The 18,090-nt window shown below is 62.2% G+C and carries 10 protein-coding genes and 1 riboswitch; of the genes, 4 read left to right on the top strand and 6 right to left on the bottom strand.

Features of this window, described 5'->3' with window-relative positions; translation table 11 throughout:
* Positions 1-5: 5 nt before the first annotated feature.
* Positions 6-221, bottom strand: coding sequence for a DUF2970 domain-containing protein (locus AACU78_RS27400; RefSeq protein WP_106578727.1), 216 nt, complete (start codon positions 219-221; stop codon positions 6-8).
* Positions 222-362: 141 nt separating this feature from the next.
* Here AACU78_RS27400 and AACU78_RS27405 point away from each other — a divergent pair, with 141 nt between their 5' ends.
* Positions 363-7,349 carry an NEL-type E3 ubiquitin ligase domain-containing protein gene (locus AACU78_RS27405; protein WP_106578728.1) on the top strand — a complete coding sequence of 2,329 codons (6,987 nt, stop codon included), beginning with the start codon at positions 363-365 and terminating at the stop codon, positions 7,347-7,349.
* A gap of 4 nt (positions 7,350-7,353) precedes the next feature.
* Here AACU78_RS27405 and metH read toward each other — a convergent pair whose 3' ends face one another.
* Positions 7,354-11,064, bottom strand: a complete 3,711-nt coding sequence (gene metH / locus AACU78_RS27410; protein WP_106578729.1) for a methionine synthase — start codon at positions 11,062-11,064, stop codon at positions 7,354-7,356.
* A gap of 165 nt (positions 11,065-11,229) precedes the next feature.
* On the opposite strand from metH, the gene AACU78_RS27415 reads away from it, so the two are divergent.
* The 3 genes from AACU78_RS27415 (at position 11,230) to nfuA (ending at position 15,267) form a co-directional block, all read left to right on the top strand.
* Positions 11,230-13,536, top strand: coding sequence for a fatty acid cis/trans isomerase (locus tag AACU78_RS27415; RefSeq protein WP_106578731.1), 2,307 nt, complete (start codon positions 11,230-11,232; stop codon positions 13,534-13,536).
* Positions 13,537-13,600: 64 nt separating this feature from the next.
* A complete protein-coding gene (locus AACU78_RS27420; protein ID WP_106578732.1) occupies positions 13,601-14,623 on the top strand; it encodes an acyltransferase family protein in 1,023 nt (340 codons plus the stop codon).
* A gap of 59 nt (positions 14,624-14,682) precedes the next feature.
* Positions 14,683-15,267 (top strand): Fe-S biogenesis protein NfuA, encoded by a 585-nt coding sequence (gene nfuA, locus AACU78_RS27425; protein ID WP_017136914.1) that lies wholly within the window; start codon positions 14,683-14,685, stop codon positions 15,265-15,267.
* A gap of 209 nt (positions 15,268-15,476) precedes the next feature.
* On the opposite strand, the gene cobM is transcribed toward nfuA, so the two are convergent.
* The 4 genes from cobM to AACU78_RS27445 all read right to left on the bottom strand — a co-directional run bounded on the left by cobM (position 15,477) and on the right by AACU78_RS27445 (position 17,589).
* Positions 15,477-16,223 carry a precorrin-4 C(11)-methyltransferase gene (gene cobM / locus AACU78_RS27430; protein WP_106578733.1) on the bottom strand — a complete coding sequence of 249 codons (747 nt, stop codon included), beginning with the start codon at positions 16,221-16,223 and terminating at the stop codon, positions 15,477-15,479.
* Positions 16,224-16,292: 69 nt separating this feature from the next.
* Positions 16,293-16,685 carry a cobalamin biosynthesis protein gene (locus AACU78_RS27435; protein WP_106578734.1) on the bottom strand — a complete coding sequence of 131 codons (393 nt, stop codon included), beginning with the start codon at positions 16,683-16,685 and terminating at the stop codon, positions 16,293-16,295.
* Positions 16,682-17,389 (bottom strand): CbtA family protein, encoded by a 708-nt coding sequence (locus AACU78_RS27440; RefSeq protein ID WP_106578735.1) that lies wholly within the window; start codon positions 17,387-17,389, stop codon positions 16,682-16,684. Before AACU78_RS27440 ends, AACU78_RS27435 begins: the two co-directional genes overlap by 4 nt.
* 11 nt (positions 17,390-17,400) lie before the next feature.
* On the bottom strand, positions 17,401-17,589 hold the full coding sequence (locus tag AACU78_RS27445) for a CbtB domain-containing protein (RefSeq protein WP_106578736.1): 189 nt from the start codon (positions 17,587-17,589) through the stop codon (positions 17,401-17,403).
* 97 nt (positions 17,590-17,686) lie between these two features.
* Positions 17,687-17,893: riboswitch (cobalamin riboswitch) on the bottom strand.
* Positions 17,894-18,090: the final 197 nt, after the last annotated feature.

Below are 18,090 nucleotides of genomic sequence, written 5' to 3' on the forward strand. Positions count from 1 at the left end.
CGCACTCAAACGCCTGCCAGGTGCAGCACCAGCTTGACGATGGCGAACAGGGTCAGCGCAAACACCGCCGTGAACACAATTCCCAGGATCACGAAGTGGCTGGGCTTGCCATGCGTGAAATCGCGCGCGCGGTTCTTCCCGCTTTGCACTCCGAAGGCCGCGGCCATCACGCTGTGCAGCATTTGCCAGAAAGTAGGGGGCTTATTGGGTGAGTCGTTCATAAAACCCTCGTCATGCGGATCCGGTCGATCCTGAGCAAGCATAGTCAATTCCCCGCAGCAGGCCATAAAAGTGCACCGCTTCGGGGGGGCGCCAGCGTGATTTTCTGATGCTTCCTCAAGACGCATCAGGAATCTGCAAACATGCCCATCCCTTCACTTCATGCTCCCTTCATCAAGGCCCGTTTGCCCGGGTGGATCAAACACCTGGCCGCGCCGGATATCGAGGCCCTCAAGCGCGCCCGCGACCCGGTGCAGCGCTTCAAGAGCGCCTGCCCCGAGGCATTTGCCGCCGCCAGCCCAGCATTGCGCCAAGCCCTGGAAGACAGCGGCAGCCGGCGCCAGGCCTCCAGCCAGGCCCTGGCAGCAACATTGAAAGACTTCAAAGGCATCACCGAGTTTGCCGAGCCGTTGCTGGTCGAGGCATTGCACAAGGCATTCGCCCAAACACCCGACGTCAACACCACCGCGCTGTTCCACCTGCGCGCGCCCAATCAGGTTGAACAGCAGTCGCTGTTGCAAGCCGCGCTGCGCAACTTCGAAGACGGTGAACGGTTTGATGAAACCGCGCTGCAGGAAACCAGCGCGTTGGCGCCAGCGGGGTCGCTGGACACCCTGGCGCACGATGAAATCGACCGTTATCCGTTTGCGAAATGGCGTTACCGCCTGCGCGACAAGCTGTCGATCAAGCCTGCGGATTTTGCCAGCCTGTGCCGCGAGCTGGACCTGGGTCAGCAGTACCAGCAACATCTGAGCTGCGTATTTGAGACGCCAGCCACTGCGGCGCAGGTGCGCCGGCAGATGATCGAGGCAAACAAAGACACGCTGCGCGTGCAAGCCCACATCGCACGCCTGCGCTGCACCCTCAGCGCCACGGCCCACGCCACGTTGCAGGCGATACTCGATGCCCATCCCGCACCGAGCCTGGATGGCAAGCCGGTGGCTTACAGCCAGTTGAACCTGTTGGGCACGCAGGTGAGCGAGGTGCTGATCATCGGCGCCAGCGCGCGCAAGCCGTTGCCGGGCGCGATGACGCTCATCGACGTTGTCCTGCCGGCGGCCGGGCTGCTCAAACCCCAGGTTGGCGACAGTCGAATCATCGTGTGGATACCCGGTGATCCGCGTAACCCCGTCAGGGAGTACGCATCGCTCAAGGCGTTCACCGCGCAGTTGGCGCTCAATTTGCGCTCGGTGGGCTACCAGCGTTTTTTTACCGGCTTCTTGGCCCAGGATGAAGCGCAGACGTTTCTTCGGCGGCTTAAAAGCCAATTGAAGACCATGCGCTGGAACCCCAACCCGCTGCCCACAGGGCCCAATTACAACCCTGCGGCCTATGCCCACGGGATGTACGAAGAAGTCTGGAACGACAGCGTCAACCTGCGGCCCGAAGAAACCTTCATCAACGCCGAGGTGTTCGGCCATCTGTACGAACGGCACCTTGCGCGCCTCAAGTCCAACGCGAAGTTGCTGGCGGTGCCCACCGCGCAAGTCGATCACGATGCTTGGGTCAATCGCCTCAAGCACTGGGCCGAGCGGGGCTTGAACCTACTCAATGTTGCGGCGTTTTTGGTGCCGGGTCTGGGCGAAGTGATGATGGCCGTCACCGCCGTACAGCTCGGCTATGAAGTTTATCAAGGCGTGGAGGCGTGGAACGCTGGCGACAGCGAAGAGGCCTGGGCGCATCTTGCCTCGGTGATGCAGAACGTCGCGTTCATGGCCGCGCTGGGTGCCGTGGCGGGCAGGGCGCCACCGGTTGTGCCGTCGCGCTTCGTCAACGGCATGAGCCGGGTGGTCACGCCGTTCGGCAAGCTGCGCTTGTGGCATCCCGACCTTACGGCCTACAAAAGCAGCGTCTCGCTCAAGGGGCTTGAACCCAACGCATTGGGGCAATACCCGGTAGCAGGCAAAACCTACATTGCGCTGGAGGGCAATGTTTACGAAAAGACTTTCGACCCGGTGCGCAAGCAATGGCGGATCAAGCACCCGACTGAAATCGACGCCTATCAGCCGGTTGTGCAACACAACGGGCACGGTGCCTGGCGGCACACGCTCGAGCGGCCGTTGGCATGGCGTCGCAGCACGTTGCTGCGCCGCTGCGGACTGCACATGGAGCCATTTTCCGATGCACAACTGGAACAGATCGCCGACGTCTGCGGGATCAGTGATGATCAATTGCGCAAGCTGCACATGGATCAACAGGCGCCGCCGCCAGAGTTGTTGGAGATAGCCCGGTTATTCGAGGCAGACCGTCAGGCGGACGAGGTAATTAAACAAATCCGCGAAGGCGCCTGCCTGGAGGACCTCTGCCGGTTCATGGTGCCGCTGGCCGTGGACATGCCGGGCTGGCCGGCCGAGGAGGTGGTGGAGGTGTTCAGCGGCCCTGAACCCTGGGGCACTTCCCAGCGGTTCGGCGCAGAGTCGCCGGGCAGCGCAAGGCCCACGATCAAGATGACCCAGGCGCAAGTCGATGCCGGGCAATTGCCGGTGCACGTGCTGGCAGCCCTCAATGAGGCGCAAATCAGCCGTTTGCTCGGCCGCGAAAGCATGCCGGCCGGCGCCGATCCGGTGCAGGTGTTCAGAGAGCGTCTGGCCGATCAGGCGCAGGCTCGCAAGAAGGCCCTGTTCGACAGCCTCCTGAGCCGACGAGCGCCGCCAGAGGCGGATATTCGCGCGCTGCAGCGCAGTTTTACGTCGCTGTCGCCAGAAGCCGCGCAGCGGGTGCTGGCCAGTGCCGGCGCTGCTGAGTTGAGCCAACTGCGCAGCAGCGGCCGGGTGTCCCTGCGCCTGGCCAAAGCCATTCGCCAGCACCTGCATCGGGGCAGTGTGAGCCGCGCCTTGGCAGGCGTGTACCGCGACAACCTGGCCTCTGCGGCCAGTGACCGCTTGGCGCTGCACAGCCTCGAGCAACTGCCCGGTTGGTCGCCGGCTATACGCATAGAAGAACGGTCCCTCGGCATCAACGGGCCGCTGGTGGACAGCATCGGCACTGAGCAGGCCGCAACGCGGTATTACCTGATCAAGGCGGGGGAGAGTTTTCGCCTGCTGGATGCCGAGGGCAGGGCACTCAATAGCCTTCCCCGGTACGGTCGCAATCTGTTTGAGTCGCTGCTGCACGCGCTGCCCGAGACGCTACGCGCGTCCTTACAGGGCGAGCCGGCTGAGGCGTTGCGCAAACACGTGGCGGACTACGCGTGCAGCCACCGCGAGGCCATGTCGCGCATCCTCAAGCGCGAGCCGCTCACACCCGGCGCCGGTCGCCGGGTCCGAAGCCCTACCAGTCAACTGGGTTACGCGGCCAGCGGTGATGCGGTGGGGTTTGCCGACGAGCCGTTGGTTGCCAGGGTGCGGGACATTTATCCCAATCTGGATGATCAGCAGGCGTTGCAGTTCGTCAGGAGTCGACTGCTTGCCGGTGACTCCGACCAGCAGGTGTTTCACCTGTTGGAGAACCGGCGCAGGGAGTTCGAGGGCTTGCGCGCAGCGCTGGACACCTGGGTCGAAAGCGACGTGCCTGCGTATCCTCGCGGAACCAACTGGCCAACCCGACGCGATATCGCCGAGCGGCTCATTGACGGCTGGAGAAACGGTGTGTACCGCGGGCAAGCGCCGTTGTTCGAGCTCAATCTGTTGGGCACCGAGCCGTTGCCGACCTGGGCTGCCGATTTTTCCCATGTGCGCAAGCTGCGAATCAACAGTTCACAGCTCGCCGCAGGTGCGCTTTTCGAACAGTTTGGCGCGCTTGAAGCCCTCGATGTTTTCATTGACTCAGCCAACATGGCTGCATTTGCCGACGCGCTGCCGGGCCTCACCCGCATCACTGAGCTCAAGCTCGAACTGCCGACGTTTTTCGGTGAGTATTCGCCGGCATTGACCCAGGCCCTTCAAGGCATGAACCAGCTGGAGCAGTTGCACCTGACCGGCAGTCTTCCGGCCCTGGATTACCGTGCGCTGCCACGTTTGCGTACGCTGCGGCTGGCCGGCAACCTGCGTGAATGGCCGGCAGGGCTGCTGGCGCTTGAGGCGCTTGAATCGGCGGACCTGACCGGTGTGCAGATCGCCTCACTGCCCGATGAACTGTTCACGGGGCATGAGCGTTTGTGGCGCCGCTTGAGGTTGAACTGGAAGGCGCTGGAACCGCAGGCGTTCCGGAAGGCGTTTGACTACGTGCAGGGCAATCCGGCGCACCTGGTGGACGAGCCCTACATCGTCGCGCAGCACTGTGAGCGGCGCCTGGAGGCGCTGGTGCCGCACGTACCGGCCTTCGCCGCCAATGCACTCGCCGCGTTCAGCGAGGACGGCCTGGCCGGCCGTGCGTTGCTGGATAAAGTCGAGGCGCTGCACGCGGAGTATCGCGCCTGGGATGCGCCACTGGTTGAATGGCAGAGCCGCGATGGGGTGCGCGTCGAGGGCGAGCAGATGCCCTCCCATCATCGCCAGACGCTGGCGGACAGGCTGCGCGTGTGCTGGCGTGACGCTTTGGCTGCCCGGTACGCGGCCCGCGAGCCGCTGGCGGGTCCGTCGCGAGGCCGTGGCGAGCCGATGAGAGAAACGTTGGACTTGCGCGAATACGGTGCGCCGGGCGATTTACCGGCGCTGGGCGATACGGTGTTCCCGCAGATCCGGCGTTTGATCCTGGCCGGCGCAAAGCTCACGGCGGCGCAGGTGAATGCGTTCGTGGGCCGGTTTGTGCAGCTGCGCGAACTGGACCTGAGTCACAACCGCCTGACCGAGTTGCCTCAGGCCCTTGAGACGCTGGAGCACCTGAGCGACCTGAATCTTTGTGGCAACGAACTGACGATCACCACGCCTACCCAGACGCGGCTCAACCGCCTCCAGGCACTGCGACGGCTGGACTTGTCGATGAACCGCGTCGGCCGGCTGAGCGTCACGTCGCTGACGGAACTGGTGTCGCTGAACCTGGGGCAGACCGCGATCCTCGACTGGCCCGAGGGCGTGCTGAACCTGCCGCGCCTGGGCTTCCTCGACCTCAGCCACAGTGCGGTCACCGGCATTCCCGAGGCGGCGCTGGCGGGGCACGATGCGCTGCTGGCCGGTACCACCTTGCGCGGTTGCCGCTTGAGCCCGGCGGCGCTGGCCGTTGCGCAGGCTTTTGCCCGCCGCACCAGCGCCGGAAAACCCATGGCGAGCATGTTTGTCAGGCCGTTCGGAATTGATCGAAACGTACTGGCGGCCGGCATGACCGGCGGCGATCCCCTGTTCTTCCCGGTCGAGGTGTCGCAGCAACCGGACCTGATAGTGCCACTGGCATTGGCGCCAAAAGCCACCGAGGCGTCGCTGACCTCGGCCGAGCGCTTGCAGCGCCTGGATCCACAGCTGGATGCCACCCAGGCCGGCAAGCGAATCGACACATGGCTGGCGCAGGACGTCAGTGCCACGCAGATCGAAACGGCGCTGCGCCAATGGCAGGCGCAGCACACCCAGATGATCGAGCGGTTGAATGGCTGGATTGACAGGCCAGCCGTGCGCAACCGTAACGAGTGGGTGAACGCGACCGACCGCCGGCGCGCTGCTGATCGGCTGCTGGCCTGCTGGCGAGAGACGCTGAGCGACGTGCGGGGCATCGAGACACCCGCCAGTGACGCTGCGCTGGACTTGAGCGGCCTGATCCTCGGTGACCTGCCGGCGCTGCCGGTTACCTTCAACCATGTGCGGGCGCTGGACCTGAGCGGTGTACGCCTTACGGCCGCCTCGAACGATTTTTTACGCGCCTTTGCGCGCGTGAACCGCCTGATGCTCAACGGCAACCGCATGGGCACGCTGCCCGAGGCCGTAACGCAGATGGCAGACCTGACCGAGCTGGGCATTAACGACAACGCGCTGGCGGCCAACGTGCCGTTGCAGCGCCAACTGCGTGACTTGCCGCGCCTGCAAGTGTTGGACTTGGGGCGCAACGCCCTGAGTACCTTCGACCTCACCGGTCTCGACCGCCTGCAAAGCCTGGATCTGAGTCGCAACCGGCTGTCTGAATGGCCCACCGGCGCATTGGAAGCTCCCGCGCTGACCCGTCTGGATCTCAGGAGCAACTACCCGATAGCCGTCATCCCTGCCGAGGCATTTGAGCCACAACATGCTGCCTTGATGGCCGGTACCGATCTGTCCGACAACCTGCTGCTGGAGGAAGCGTTCATCCGCCTGCGTGAGTATCAACGCGAAACCGGGCGTGGGCTGGGTTTCAGTGCCGAGGAAATTGACGATCAACTGGCGGGGTATGGGGCCGAGTCCGATGACGAACATCCTGACGTTCACCCTGAGCTTGAGCCGGCAGACGTGCAAAAGGCCCGCTGGTTTGCCGGCGTGGCCCTCGACTCGGAAAAACACAGGATATGGGACACGGTGATCGCCCGTGACGACAGCGGTGATTTCTCCAACATACTGGCGCAACTGCGTAATACCCGAGACTTTGAACTCGACCGCGCCGACCTGGCCGGGCGGGTTTGGCAAGTGCTGGAGGCGGCCTATGGCGATGCAGCCTTGTGCGAGCGGCTGATGGGCATCGCGCGTGCTTCCAGGCTTGCGGTGACCTGTGGAGATGGGCGGATGCTGTTGTTCAACGCGCTGGAAGTCGAAGTCTATGAGTTCAATGCCCTGCGTGCCATCGACCCCACCAATAAGGGGCGCGCCCTGTTGAACCTGTCCAGAGGCTTATTCCGCCTGGACCAGCTGGAGGAAGTGGCGAGCGTGCGGATTCGCGAAAACCCGGGCACCGACCCGGCCGAAATACGCTTGGCCTATCGTATCGGCCTGGCCCGGCGCCTGGCTTTGCCCAGGCAACCTGCAAGCATGCTCTACGAAGGTCTTTCCGGAGTACGGCCAGTCGATCTGGAGGCGGCCTATACGACGATCATGGCCCGCGAACAGACATCGCTGTTCATCGAGCAACTGACGGCGCGCACGTACTGGGTCGATTATCTGCAGCAACAATACCCGGACGCGTTCGCCCGGGTGCAGCAGACGCTGGCGGACAGCGCCTCGGCGCTGGAGGATCGCTACCCCGACATGAATTCGGCGTACCTCCAGCAGATGGAGGCGTTGCAGAAGGCCAACAAGGTGCAGCGCCAGGCCTTGATAAACGTGCTGTCAGCGCGGGAGATCGCCGCGCTGGGCCAGTAGCCGATCAGTTGTCGTAACCCAGGTTCGGCGCCAGCCAGCGCTCGGTCACGGCCAGGTCCTGGCCTTTGCGCGCGGTGTAGCTTGCGACCTGGTCCTTGTCGACCTTGCCCACGGCAAAGTACTGCGCCTGTGGATGGGCGAAGTACCAGCCACTGACCGCCGCCGCCGGGAACATCGCGTAGTGCTCGGTGAGGAACACGCCGCTGCGCCCGGCGTGCATTTCGCGCGCCTCGGGGTCCAGCAGTTGGAACAGCTGGGCCTTCTCGGTGTGATCAGGGCACGCCGGGTAGCCGGGAGCAGGGCGGATGCCGCTGTATTGCTCCTTGATCAGCGCTTCGTTGTCCAGTTGCTCGTCCTTGGCGTAACCCCAGTGCTCTTTACGCACTTGCTGGTGCAGCCACTCGGCGCAGGCTTCGGCCAGGCGGTCGGCCAGGGCCTTGACCATGATCGAGTTGTAGTCGTCGCCCGCGTCCTGATAGGCCTTGGCGACTTCTTCTGCGCCGATGCCGGCGGTGGTGATGAAACCACCGATGTAGTCGGTCACGCCGCTGTCTTTTGGCGCCACGAAGTCGGCCAGGGAGAAGTTCGGCTTGCCGTCGGTCTTGATGATCTGCTGGCGCAGGTGATGCAGCCTGGCAATCGGCTGGCCATCGTCGCCGTAGACTTCCAGGTCATCGTCCTGCACCTGGTTGGTCGGCCAGAAACCGAATACCGCGCGGGCGCTGATGAGTTTTTCGTCGATCAGCTTCTTGAGCATTTCCTGGGCATCGGCGTAGAGCGCGGTGGCCGCTTCACCGACCACTTCGTCTTCGAGGATGCGCGGAAACTTGCCGGCCAGGTCCCAGGAGATAAAGAACGGCGTCCAGTCGATGTACTCGGCCAGCACCTTGAGGTCGATATTGTCCAGCACCTTGGCGCCGGTAAAAGTCGGCTTCACCGGGGTATAGGTACTCCAGTCGAACTGCGGCTTCTTGGCGATGGCCGCCGGGTAGCTCAGGCGCTCTGTGCGGGCGCTGCGGTTAGACGTACGCTCGCGCACGTCGATGTATTCCATGCGGGTTTTCTCGACGAAGCCGGCCTTCAGCTCCTTGGACAGCAATTGCGTGGCCACGCCCACTGCGCGCGAAGCGTCGGTGACGTAGATCACTGCGTCGTTGCTGTACTTGGGCTCGATCTTGACCGCCGTGTGGGCCTTGGAGGTGGTGGCGCCACCGATCATCAGCGGCAGGTGGAAGTCCTGGCGCTGCATCTCGCGGGCCACGTGAACCATCTCATCCAGCGACGGCGTGATCAGCCCGGACAGGCCGATGATGTCGCACTTCTGTTCCCTGGCCACCTGCAGGATCTTCTCCGCCGGCACCATCACGCCCAGGTCGACAATGTCATAGCCGTTGCAACCGAGCACCACGCCGACAATGTTCTTGCCGATGTCGTGCACGTCGCCCTTCACCGTGGCCATCAGGATCTTGCCCTTGGCTTCCGGTTTGTCGCCTTTTTCCAGCTCGATAAACGGAATCAAGTGGGCCACGGCCTGCTTCATCACCCGGGCCGATTTCACCACCTGGGGCAGGAACATCTTGCCGGCGCCGAACAGGTCGCCGACGATGTTCATGCCGGACATCAGCGGGCCTTCGATCACTTCGATCGGGCGCGCGAACGACTGGCGCGATTCTTCGGTGTCTTCAACGATGTGCGTGGTGATGCCTTTGACCAGCGCGTGTTCCAGGCGCTTGTTGACGTCCCAGCCACGCCATTCTTCGGTCTCGGCCTCTTTGACGCTGCCGTCGCCCTTGTACTTGTCGGCAATGGCCAGCAGGGCGTCAGTGCCTTCCAGCGTGCGGTTGAGCACCACGTCTTCTACCGCATCGCGCAGCTCGGCCGGGATCTGGTCGTAGATCTCCAGTTGGCCGGCGTTGACGATACCCATGCTCAGGCCGTTGCGGATCGCATACAGCAAAAACACCGAGTGAATCGCCTCACGCACCGGGTTGTTGCCGCGGAACGAGAACGACACGTTGGACACGCCACCCGAGGTCAGCGCATACGGCAGCTCGTCGCGGATGTAGGCGCAGGCGTTGATGAAGTCGACGGCGTAGTTGTTGTGCTCCTCGATACCGGTGGCGACCGCGAAGATGTTCGGGTCGAAGATGATGTCTTCCGGCGGGAAGCCGACGTCATTGACCAGGATGTCGTAGGAGCGTTTGCAGATTTCTTTCTTGCGCGCTTCGGTGTCGGCCTGGCCGGCTTCGTCGAAGGCCATTACCACCACCGCCGCGCCATAACGCTTGCACAGTTTGGCGTGGTGAATGAACTGCTCGACGCCTTCCTTCATGCTGATGGAGTTGACGATGCCCTTGCCCTGGATGCACTTGAGGCCGGCTTCAATCACTTCCCACTTGGAGGAGTCGATCATGATCGGTACGCGAGAGATGTCCGGCTCGCCGGCAATCAGATTGAGGAAGGTCACCATGGCCTTCTTCGAATCGAGCATGCCCTCGTCCATGTTGATGTCGATCACCTGGGCGCCGGCTTCCACCTGCTGCAGGGCGACTTCCAGGGCTTCGGTGTAGTTGTCTTCACGAATCAACCGGGCGAAGCGGGCGGAACCGGTGATGTTGGTGCGCTCGCCGACGTTGACGAACAACGAGCTGCGATCAATCGTGAACGGTTCCAGGCCCGACAGGCGGCAGGCCTTGGGAATGTCCGGGATCGGGCGCGGCGCGTAGCCGGCCACGGCCTTGGCGATGGCTTCAATGTGGCCTGGCGTGGTACCGCAGCAGCCGCCGACGATGTTCAGGAAGCCGCTCTGGGCGAACTCTTCGATGACCTTGGCGGTTTGCGACGGCAACTCGTCATATTCGCCGAATTCGTTGGGCAGGCCGGCGTTCGGGTGCGCCGAGACGTGGGTATTGGCCTTGTTCGACAGATCTTCCAGGTACGGACGCAGTTCGCTGGCGCCCAGGGCGCAGTTGAGGCCCACGGACAGTGGCTTGGCGTGGCTGACGGAGTTCCAGAACGCTTCGGTGGTCTGGCCCGACAGGGTACGGCCGGAGGCGTCGGTGATGGTGCCGGAAATCATGATCGGCAGTTCGACGTTCAGTTCCTCGAACACGCCCTGTACGGCGAAGATCGCGGCCTTGGCGTTGAGGGTGTCGAAAATGGTCTCGATCAGGATCAGGTCGGCGCCGCCCTCGATCAGGCCCTTGGTGGCTTCGGTGTAGTTTTCCACCAGCTCATCGAAGGTCACGTTGCGGTAGCCGGGGTTGTTCACATCGGGCGACAGCGAGCAGGTACGGCTGGTCGGGCCAAGCACGCCGGCGACAAAACGCGGCTTGGCCGGGTTTTCCAGGGTCTTGGCGTCGGCGATCTTGCGTGCCAGTCGCGCGCCTTCTACGTTTAATTCATAGGCCAGTTCTTCCATGCCGTAATCGGCCATGGAAATACGCGTGGCGTTGAAGGTGTTGGTTTCCAGAATGTCGGCACCGGCATCCAGGTAGGCCTTTTCGATGCCGCCGATCACGTCGGGGCGGGTGAGCACCAGCAGGTCGTTGTTGCCCTTGACGTCACTCGGCCAATCGGCAAAGCGTTTGCCGCGGTAGTCGTTTTCCTCAAGCTTGTAGCTCTGGATCATCGTGCCCATGCCGCCGTCGAGGATCAGGATGCGTTCCTTGAGGGCTTGGTGAAGGGCTTGCAGACGAGCGCTACGATCGGACATGGGACTACTCTGGTCAGGCATTTCGGAGGGCGTGAATCATAACAAACCTGTGCCGATTTAGAGCATGTCCAGGTTTTGCATGAATATCGTTCATGTTGGCGGGTAGCATGGCCCGGTAGACTGCTGGCACTTTTATATCGCACGCATTGAATCGGGACCGGATACATGTCACTTCGCCTCATCATCAGCGCCGTTCTGGCCTTGATAGCCAGCTGCGCTCAGGCACAGGCTTTACCGGTCAACAGTCCCGTCCCGGCGATCTCCTATACTCGCGACGTCCAACCGATCTTCACCGAGAAGTGCGTGGCCTGCCACGCCTGTTACGACTCAGCCTGCCAGCTCAACCTGGGCAGTGCCGAGGGCGCGGCGCGCGGCGCGACCAAAATGCCGGTCTACGACGGCGAACGCAGCCAGGCCGCACCGACCACCCGTTTGTTCTCAGACGCCTTCGGCAAGCAGGCCTGGCAGCAGAAGGGCTTCTACTCGGTGCTGGACGCCCAGGGCAGCCAGGCCGCGTTGATGGCGCGCATGCTGGAGCTGGGTCATAACGCGCCACTTAAACCCAATGCCAAATTGCCCGACGAGATCATGCTGGGCCTGAACCGCCAGAACCTGTGCGCCATGCCCGGCGAGTTCAATGCCTACGCCGGCGCGCATCCCAAGGAAGGCATGCCGCTGGCCGTCACCGGCCTGACCGACCAGCAATACCGGACGCTGCAGCGCTGGCTGGCCTCCGGCGCCCCGATTGATGAGCAAGGCCTGGCGCCCAGCGCCAGGGAAGCCTTGCAGGTGCAGCAGTGGGAAAACCTGTTCAACCAGCCCGGCGCCCGCGAAAGCCTGGTGGCGCGCTGGTTGTATGAGCATTTGTTCCTGGCGCACATTTACTTCGAGAACGGCGAGCCGGGGCATTTCTTCCAGTGGGTGCGCTCACGCACGCCGAGCGGCCAGCCGATTGATCTGATCGCCACCCGTCGCCCCAACGATGATCCAGGCACCAATGTTTATTACCGTCTCTGGCCGGTGCAGGGCGTGATCGTGCACAAAACGCACATCACTTACCCGTTCAGCGCGGCGAAAATGGCGCGCATCAAAGCGCTGTTCTACGCCGGTGACTGGCAGGTCAACGCCTTGCCGGGCTATGGTCCGGGGCGCCGGGCCAACCCGTTCGAGACCTTTGAGGCGATTCCGGCCAAGGCGCGTTACCAGTTCATGCTCGATAACGCCGAATACTTCGTGCGCACCTTTATTCGCGGGCCGGTGTGCCGTGGGCAGATCGCCACGGACGTGATTCGCGATAATTTCTGGACCCTGTTCCAGGACCCGGACCACGACCTGTACATCACCGATGCGCGTTATCGCGGCCAGGCCACGCCATTGCTGGCGATGCCGGGGCAGAACGACGACGTGGGCAGCGTGCTCGGCCTGTGGCTGGCCTATCGCGACAAGCGTAACCAGTACGAGGCCTTGCGCCGTGACAGCTACGCAGACTTGCCGCCGCCGAGTTGGTCGACCCTGTGGGCGGGTAACGACAATGCCTTGTTGAGCATTTTCCGCCATTTCGACAGTGCCTCGGTGACCAAGGGCCTGATCGGCGAGGTGCCGCAAACGATGTGGTTGTTCGATTACCCGTTGCTGGAACGCACTTATTACCAGTTGGCGGTGAACTTCGATGTGTTCGGCAACGTGTCGCATCAGGCCCAGACCCGGCTGTATTTCGACCTGATCCGCAATGGCGCCGAGCAGAACTTCCTGCGTCTGATGCCGGCGGATACCCGCGATGATTTTATGGACGATTGGTACCAGAACAGCGGCAAGCTCAAGCTGTGGCTGGACTATGAAGCGATTGATGATGACAAGCCGAGCGGCTTGCACCTGGATGAAAAGGACCCGAAGCGCGATTTTGCCAAGCAGTTGCTGACGCGTTATGGCTACTTGAATGCCAGCCCGGATCCGATCAACCGCTGCACCAGTGCCTATTGCTCGCGCGACGGCATTGAGCCGGCGTTGCAGGATGCGGAGCAGGCGCTCAGTCGCCTGACGTCGAGGCCGGCAGCGGGGCTCAAGGTGATTGATCAATTGCCCGAGGCGAGCCTGCTGCGGATCGAAACGGCCAATGGCAAACGCGAGTTCTACAGCATGCTGCGCAACCGGGCGTACAGTAATGTGGCGTTCCTGTTGGGTGAGGCTTATCGCTATCAACCGGGCCTGGACACTGTGACCATCTACCCCGGTGTGCTCAGCAGCTACCCGAACTTCATCTTCAATATCCCCGCGCAGGAAGTGCCGGAGTTTGTGGCGGCAATGGAAAATGCCAGGGACGCCAAGCGCTTCGAGAAGATCGTCGATCGCTGGGGCGTGCGCCGCAGCCATCCGCTGTTCTGGCAGTATTTCCATGACGCGTCGCGGTACATCCGCGAAACCACGCCGGTGGAAGAAGGCGTGCTGGACATGAACCGCTACGAGAATCTTTGATCGACCTTTGACCGTCCGCCATGGTCCCAACTTCATCTAGATGAGTTGGGAAGGGCGGCAAACAATGTTGATCTCGGTACAGGCGTTGCGCGCGCTGGCGGCCTGGACGGTGGTAGGGCACCACTTCATGCAGATTTTCTTCGGTTTCAAGGCGGACACGGCCTTGGGAAGGTTATTTGTCGAAAAAGGCGCCGCGGGCGTGGACGTGTTTTTTGTCATCAGCGGCCTGGTGATTTTCCTGTCTACCCAGGACAAGGACCTGCCGCCCTGGCGTTTTCTGTTGTACCGTCTGCTGCGCATCGTGCCGGCCTACTGGTTCTACACGCTGCTGATGGCATTACTGGTGGTGGTCGCCCGGCCAATGCTGCCGGACCAGAGCGTCGATGCCGCCCATGTGTTGATGTCGCTGTTGTTTATTCCTTCGCAAAACCCCGGCGGTTATGGCGTGTACCCGACCCTTAACGTCGGTTGGACGCTGAACTACGAGATGCTTTTTTACCTGCTGTTTGCCTGGGCCTTGCTGTTCCGTCGGCAATGGCGACTGCTGGTGGTGGCGGCGTTGCTGTTTGCGGTCTGCGAGGCCTGGACCTCGTTTGGCTGGATCAGTGAGTTCTATCGCTCGGACATTGTCGTCGAATTTCTGATGGGCATCGGCATCGGCATGCTCTACCGCAAGGGCTGGATTCGCCCGGGGTTATGGCTGCCGCTGCTGGGAATCGTCGCAGCGCTGCTGGCGATCTATCATTGGCCGGCCTCGCCCCGCGCCTTGACCTGGGGCCTGCCCAGCGCGGTGTTGGTGGTGGCGTGCGTGGCGCTTGAGCGATTCTTCGTCAACTATCGTCTGTTTAAAGTACTCGGGGACTGCTCCTATTCGGTGTATTTGCTGCATGTGCTGGTGCTTTCGGCCGGCGGTTATCTGGCCCAGCGTTACGCCCTGAACCCTTATGCCGTGCTGGCCGTGTGCGTGGTGATCATCGGCCTGAGCGCCATGGGCAGCTACCGATGGCTGGAGCAGGGCAGTTATCGCGTCCTCAAAGGTTGGTTTGATGGCGACGAGCGGTCGAATTTATCCCGACAAAAACACTAGGACTTTGTACCTCTGTAATGATTTGGCGTAAACTGCCCGCAAGCCTGTGAGGAGTTTCCATGACTGCCATAACCATTACCGACGCCGCCCATGATTACCTGGCCGACCTGCTGTCCAAGCAGAACACCCCAGGTATCGGCATCCGCGTCTTTATCACCCAGCCCGGCACCCAATACGCCGAGACTTGCATTGCCTACTGCAAGCCCGGAGAAGAGAAGCCTGAAGACACCGCCCTGGGGCTGAAAAGCTTCACCGCGTACATCGACAACTTCAGCGAAGCCTTCCTCGATGACGCCGTGGTCGACTATGCCACCGACCGCATGGGCGGCCAGTTGACCATCAAGGCGCCCAACGCCAAGGTGCCGAATGTCAACGCTGACAGCCCGGTCAACGAGCGCATCAACTACTACCTGCAAACCGAGATCAACCCGGGGCTGGCCAGCCACGGCGGTCAGGTCAGCCTGATTGATGTCGTCGAAGACGGTATTGCCGTACTCAAGTTCGGCGGCGGTTGCCAGGGCTGCGGCCAGGCAGACGTGACCTTGCGTGAAGGCATCGAGCGCACCTTGCTCGAGCGCATCCCCGAGCTCAAGGGCGTACGCGACGTCACCGACCACACGCAGAAAGAAAACGCCTACTACTGAGTAAGGTGTTCGCTGCGAACAAAAAAACGGCGCCCCGTGAGCGCCGTTTTTTTATGCTTAAAATTCAGAGTCTTGCGCGGTATTCCTGCCAAATAAGATTAACTGTGGGAGCGCATTGCTCGCAAATGCGGTGTATCAGTCAGTACATCTGCAACTGACCCACCGTCTTCGCGAGCAAGCCCGCTCCCACATTGTTTGAGCGCATTGCTTCAGGGGCGATAAAGGTGCGCGTGGCCTGCACGGTACAGCGAGGACTCACTGAAGCTGTCATTCGCCAGCACCCGCCCGACCACAATCAGTGCCGTACGCCGAAAGCCTTTAGCCGCCACTTTCTCGGCAATATCACTCAGCGTACCCACCACCCAATCCTGATCTGGCCACGTCGCCCGGTGCACCACGGCAATCGGGCAGTCTGCGCCGTAATGCGGCAGCAGCTCGGCGACGATCTTGGCCAGATGATTCACCCCCAAGTGAATCGCCATGGTCGTGCCGTGGCGCGCCAGGCTGTCGAAGTCTTCACCCGCCGGCATGCTGGTTTTATCCGCATAGCGCGTCAGGATCACGCTTTGCGCGATATCCGGCAGGGTCAGCTCGGTCTCCAGCAACGCCGCACACGCCGCCACCGCCGTGACGCCCGGGATGATCTGGAACGGTATGCCCAACTCGCGCAAGCAGCGAATCTGCTCGCCAATCGCCCCGTACAGGCTGGGGTCGCCGGAGTGCACGCGTGCCACATCCTGGCCCTTGGCATGGGCAGCCTTGATCAGGTCGATGATCTGTTCCAGGTGCAATTCGGCGCTATTGACCACCTGTTCCGCCTGGTGACCTTCCAACACCGCCGCTGGCACCAATGAGCCGGCATAGATGATCACCGGGCAACTGCGGATCAACCGTTGGCCTTTGACGGTAATCAATTCCGGGTCGCCGGGGCCTGCGCCGATGAAGTAGACGGTCATGGGAATTCCTGTTGAAAAACGGGCGAGCATGAAGATTGCTCATGATCGAGAAGGGCAATTATCGGGTTTTTAGTCGGCGCAGGCCAATGCAAAGGTGGCCTGGGCGACTTTTTTGCGCGTGATCAGCAGGCGGGCGGGGCGGTGAGACAGCTGTTCAGCCAAGGCCAGGGCGGCACTTTCGGCGATGCCGTAACAGCCGGTATGGGCAAACGCGACCGCCGATCTGTGACTGAGGCGCGGTTCAAACAGCGCCAATTGCGTTGCGCTGAAACACCGCAACGGCAGGTTCAACATGTTCGACAGGGCAAGCAGCCCCGGTTCATCCCGCTTGCGGTCGATACTGGCCAGCGCGGTGATGCGCTGGCGCTCGATACCGCCCTCGGCCAGGGCGGCGTCAAACAGGCCGAGCAGGGTGTGAACATCGCACCCGCGCTGGCAACCCAGCCCGACCACCAGCGTCATGCCGAGTATTGATCGTCGCGGTTGCGGCGAAACAGCCAGGCGCTGATCAGACCCAGTGCCAGCCAGAACGCGACGTTGGTCAGTTGCGAGGCGATCTTGAACTGGGCTTCCAACGCTTCTGGAGCCAGCATCGAATGCACTTCAGGTTGCGGCGCGCCGATCACATGCGGCACGGCCAGGATCGCCACACCCAGCCCTTTGAGCAGCCAATTGCGACCAAACACCAGCAGCGCGATACCCGCAGCCGTGGACGCCGCCGTGCCGATCCACCAGATCTGCCGCTGCGCCAGATCGGCGGCAGCGGTGCCCGGCAACTCCGGTGGCAGGCCCAGGGTGGGCGCCAGTACAAACGTCACGTAACCGGCCAAGCCCCACAGCAGCCCTTGAGCGGTGCGGGTTGGCGCGCGCAAGGTGTAAAGGCCGGCCAGCATCAATGCGAAACCGACCGCAACCACCAAGTTACCGCCAGTGGTGGACAGCACGCGTTGCCAGCCGTTTTCCGGCTCCCAGGCTTCGGCGTCGTGGGTGTGAGCGGCGGCGCCTTCAGCGTGCACATGGGGCACGACTTCGGCAGCGGCCGGGGCGTTTTCAAAGGTTTCCGCCTGCAGAATCAGCGGGGCGACCCAGAAGCTTTGCAGCAGGGTCAGCAGCAGGGCGGCGAGCAAGCCGGTGAAGCCTGCGGTTTGGGCGATGCGCTTGATCATGTCGGCAGTTCTCAGTGGCAGGGGAACGCCGCGCTGTGGCGGGTATCGTGGGCAGCGTTGTGCACCGCCTCGATATGCGAGAAACCGGCGAAATACACCAGGCACGCGCCGAGGATCGACGCACCGATGGCGGCGATCAGGCGTTGGCTCAGGGTGGCGGTGCTACTGGCGGAGTGCGAGGTGCTGCTGATGATCGACATGGGCGCGTCCCTTCGGGTTTCGGGGTGAAACGAGCGCATGAAAACCCTGCGAGCCGGGCACGCAGGGTCTGAACAGCGCCCGCCCACCGCGGGTTTGTTATCTGAATTTTTTCGGGCCGGTCTCCGGGCTTGCGAGGGACGCTGGGTCTAAAAAGCATCGCCTTCCCATGCCTTACAGGCACAGTGGTTATGATGCTTCGCTCGCTTACCGTTGCGGGGGCAGCACCGGACTTCTCATGCGCAGGCATAAGTCACCGGTTTCCCGTTTCACCCTGTGAAGGGCACCCGAAACAAGGTGTGTAGGAGAGCATGGGGGTGGGAGGGGAGTCAAATGGGATGTTTGGTGTACATATCCGTTGCTGCGGTCACGGCGTCTTAGGGTTCCGCTCTTACAGCGGGTCACTTTTGGCAAACGCCCGGAATGCCGGCCCAGCCAAAAGTAACCAAAAGGTCTTTGCCCCACCACTCGGCACCTCGCCTGGGCTCGGTGTGCCCTCACTC

The organism is Pseudomonas sp. R9.37, assembly GCF_963878885.1.
Taxonomy (GTDB): Bacteria; Pseudomonadota; Gammaproteobacteria; order Pseudomonadales; family Pseudomonadaceae; genus Aquipseudomonas.

Bases quoted from the DNA above. Each gene is read 5' to 3' on its own strand.
- AACU78_RS27400 (WP_106578727.1), bottom strand. From the start codon at position 221: ATGAACGACTCACCCAATAAGCCCCCTACTTTCTGGCAAATGCTGCAC.
- AACU78_RS27405 (WP_106578728.1), top strand. From the start codon at position 363: ATGCCCATCCCTTCACTTCATGCTCCCTTCATCAAGGCCCGTTTGCCC.
- metH (WP_106578729.1), bottom strand. From the start codon at position 11,064: ATGTCCGATCGTAGCGCTCGTCTGCAAGCCCTTCACCAAGCCCTCAAG.
- AACU78_RS27415 (WP_106578731.1), top strand. From the start codon at position 11,230: ATGTCACTTCGCCTCATCATCAGCGCCGTTCTGGCCTTGATAGCCAGC.
- AACU78_RS27420 (WP_106578732.1), top strand. From the start codon at position 13,601: ATGTTGATCTCGGTACAGGCGTTGCGCGCGCTGGCGGCCTGGACGGTG.
- nfuA (WP_017136914.1), top strand. From the start codon at position 14,683: ATGACTGCCATAACCATTACCGACGCCGCCCATGATTACCTGGCCGAC.
- cobM (WP_106578733.1), bottom strand. From the start codon at position 16,223: ATGACCGTCTACTTCATCGGCGCAGGCCCCGGCGACCCGGAATTGATT.
- AACU78_RS27435 (WP_106578734.1), bottom strand. From the start codon at position 16,685: ATGACGCTGGTGGTCGGGCTGGGTTGCCAGCGCGGGTGCGATGTTCAC.
- AACU78_RS27440 (WP_106578735.1), bottom strand. From the start codon at position 17,389: ATGATCAAGCGCATCGCCCAAACCGCAGGCTTCACCGGCTTGCTCGCC.
- AACU78_RS27445 (WP_106578736.1), bottom strand. From the start codon at position 17,589: ATGTCGATCATCAGCAGCACCTCGCACTCCGCCAGTAGCACCGCCACC.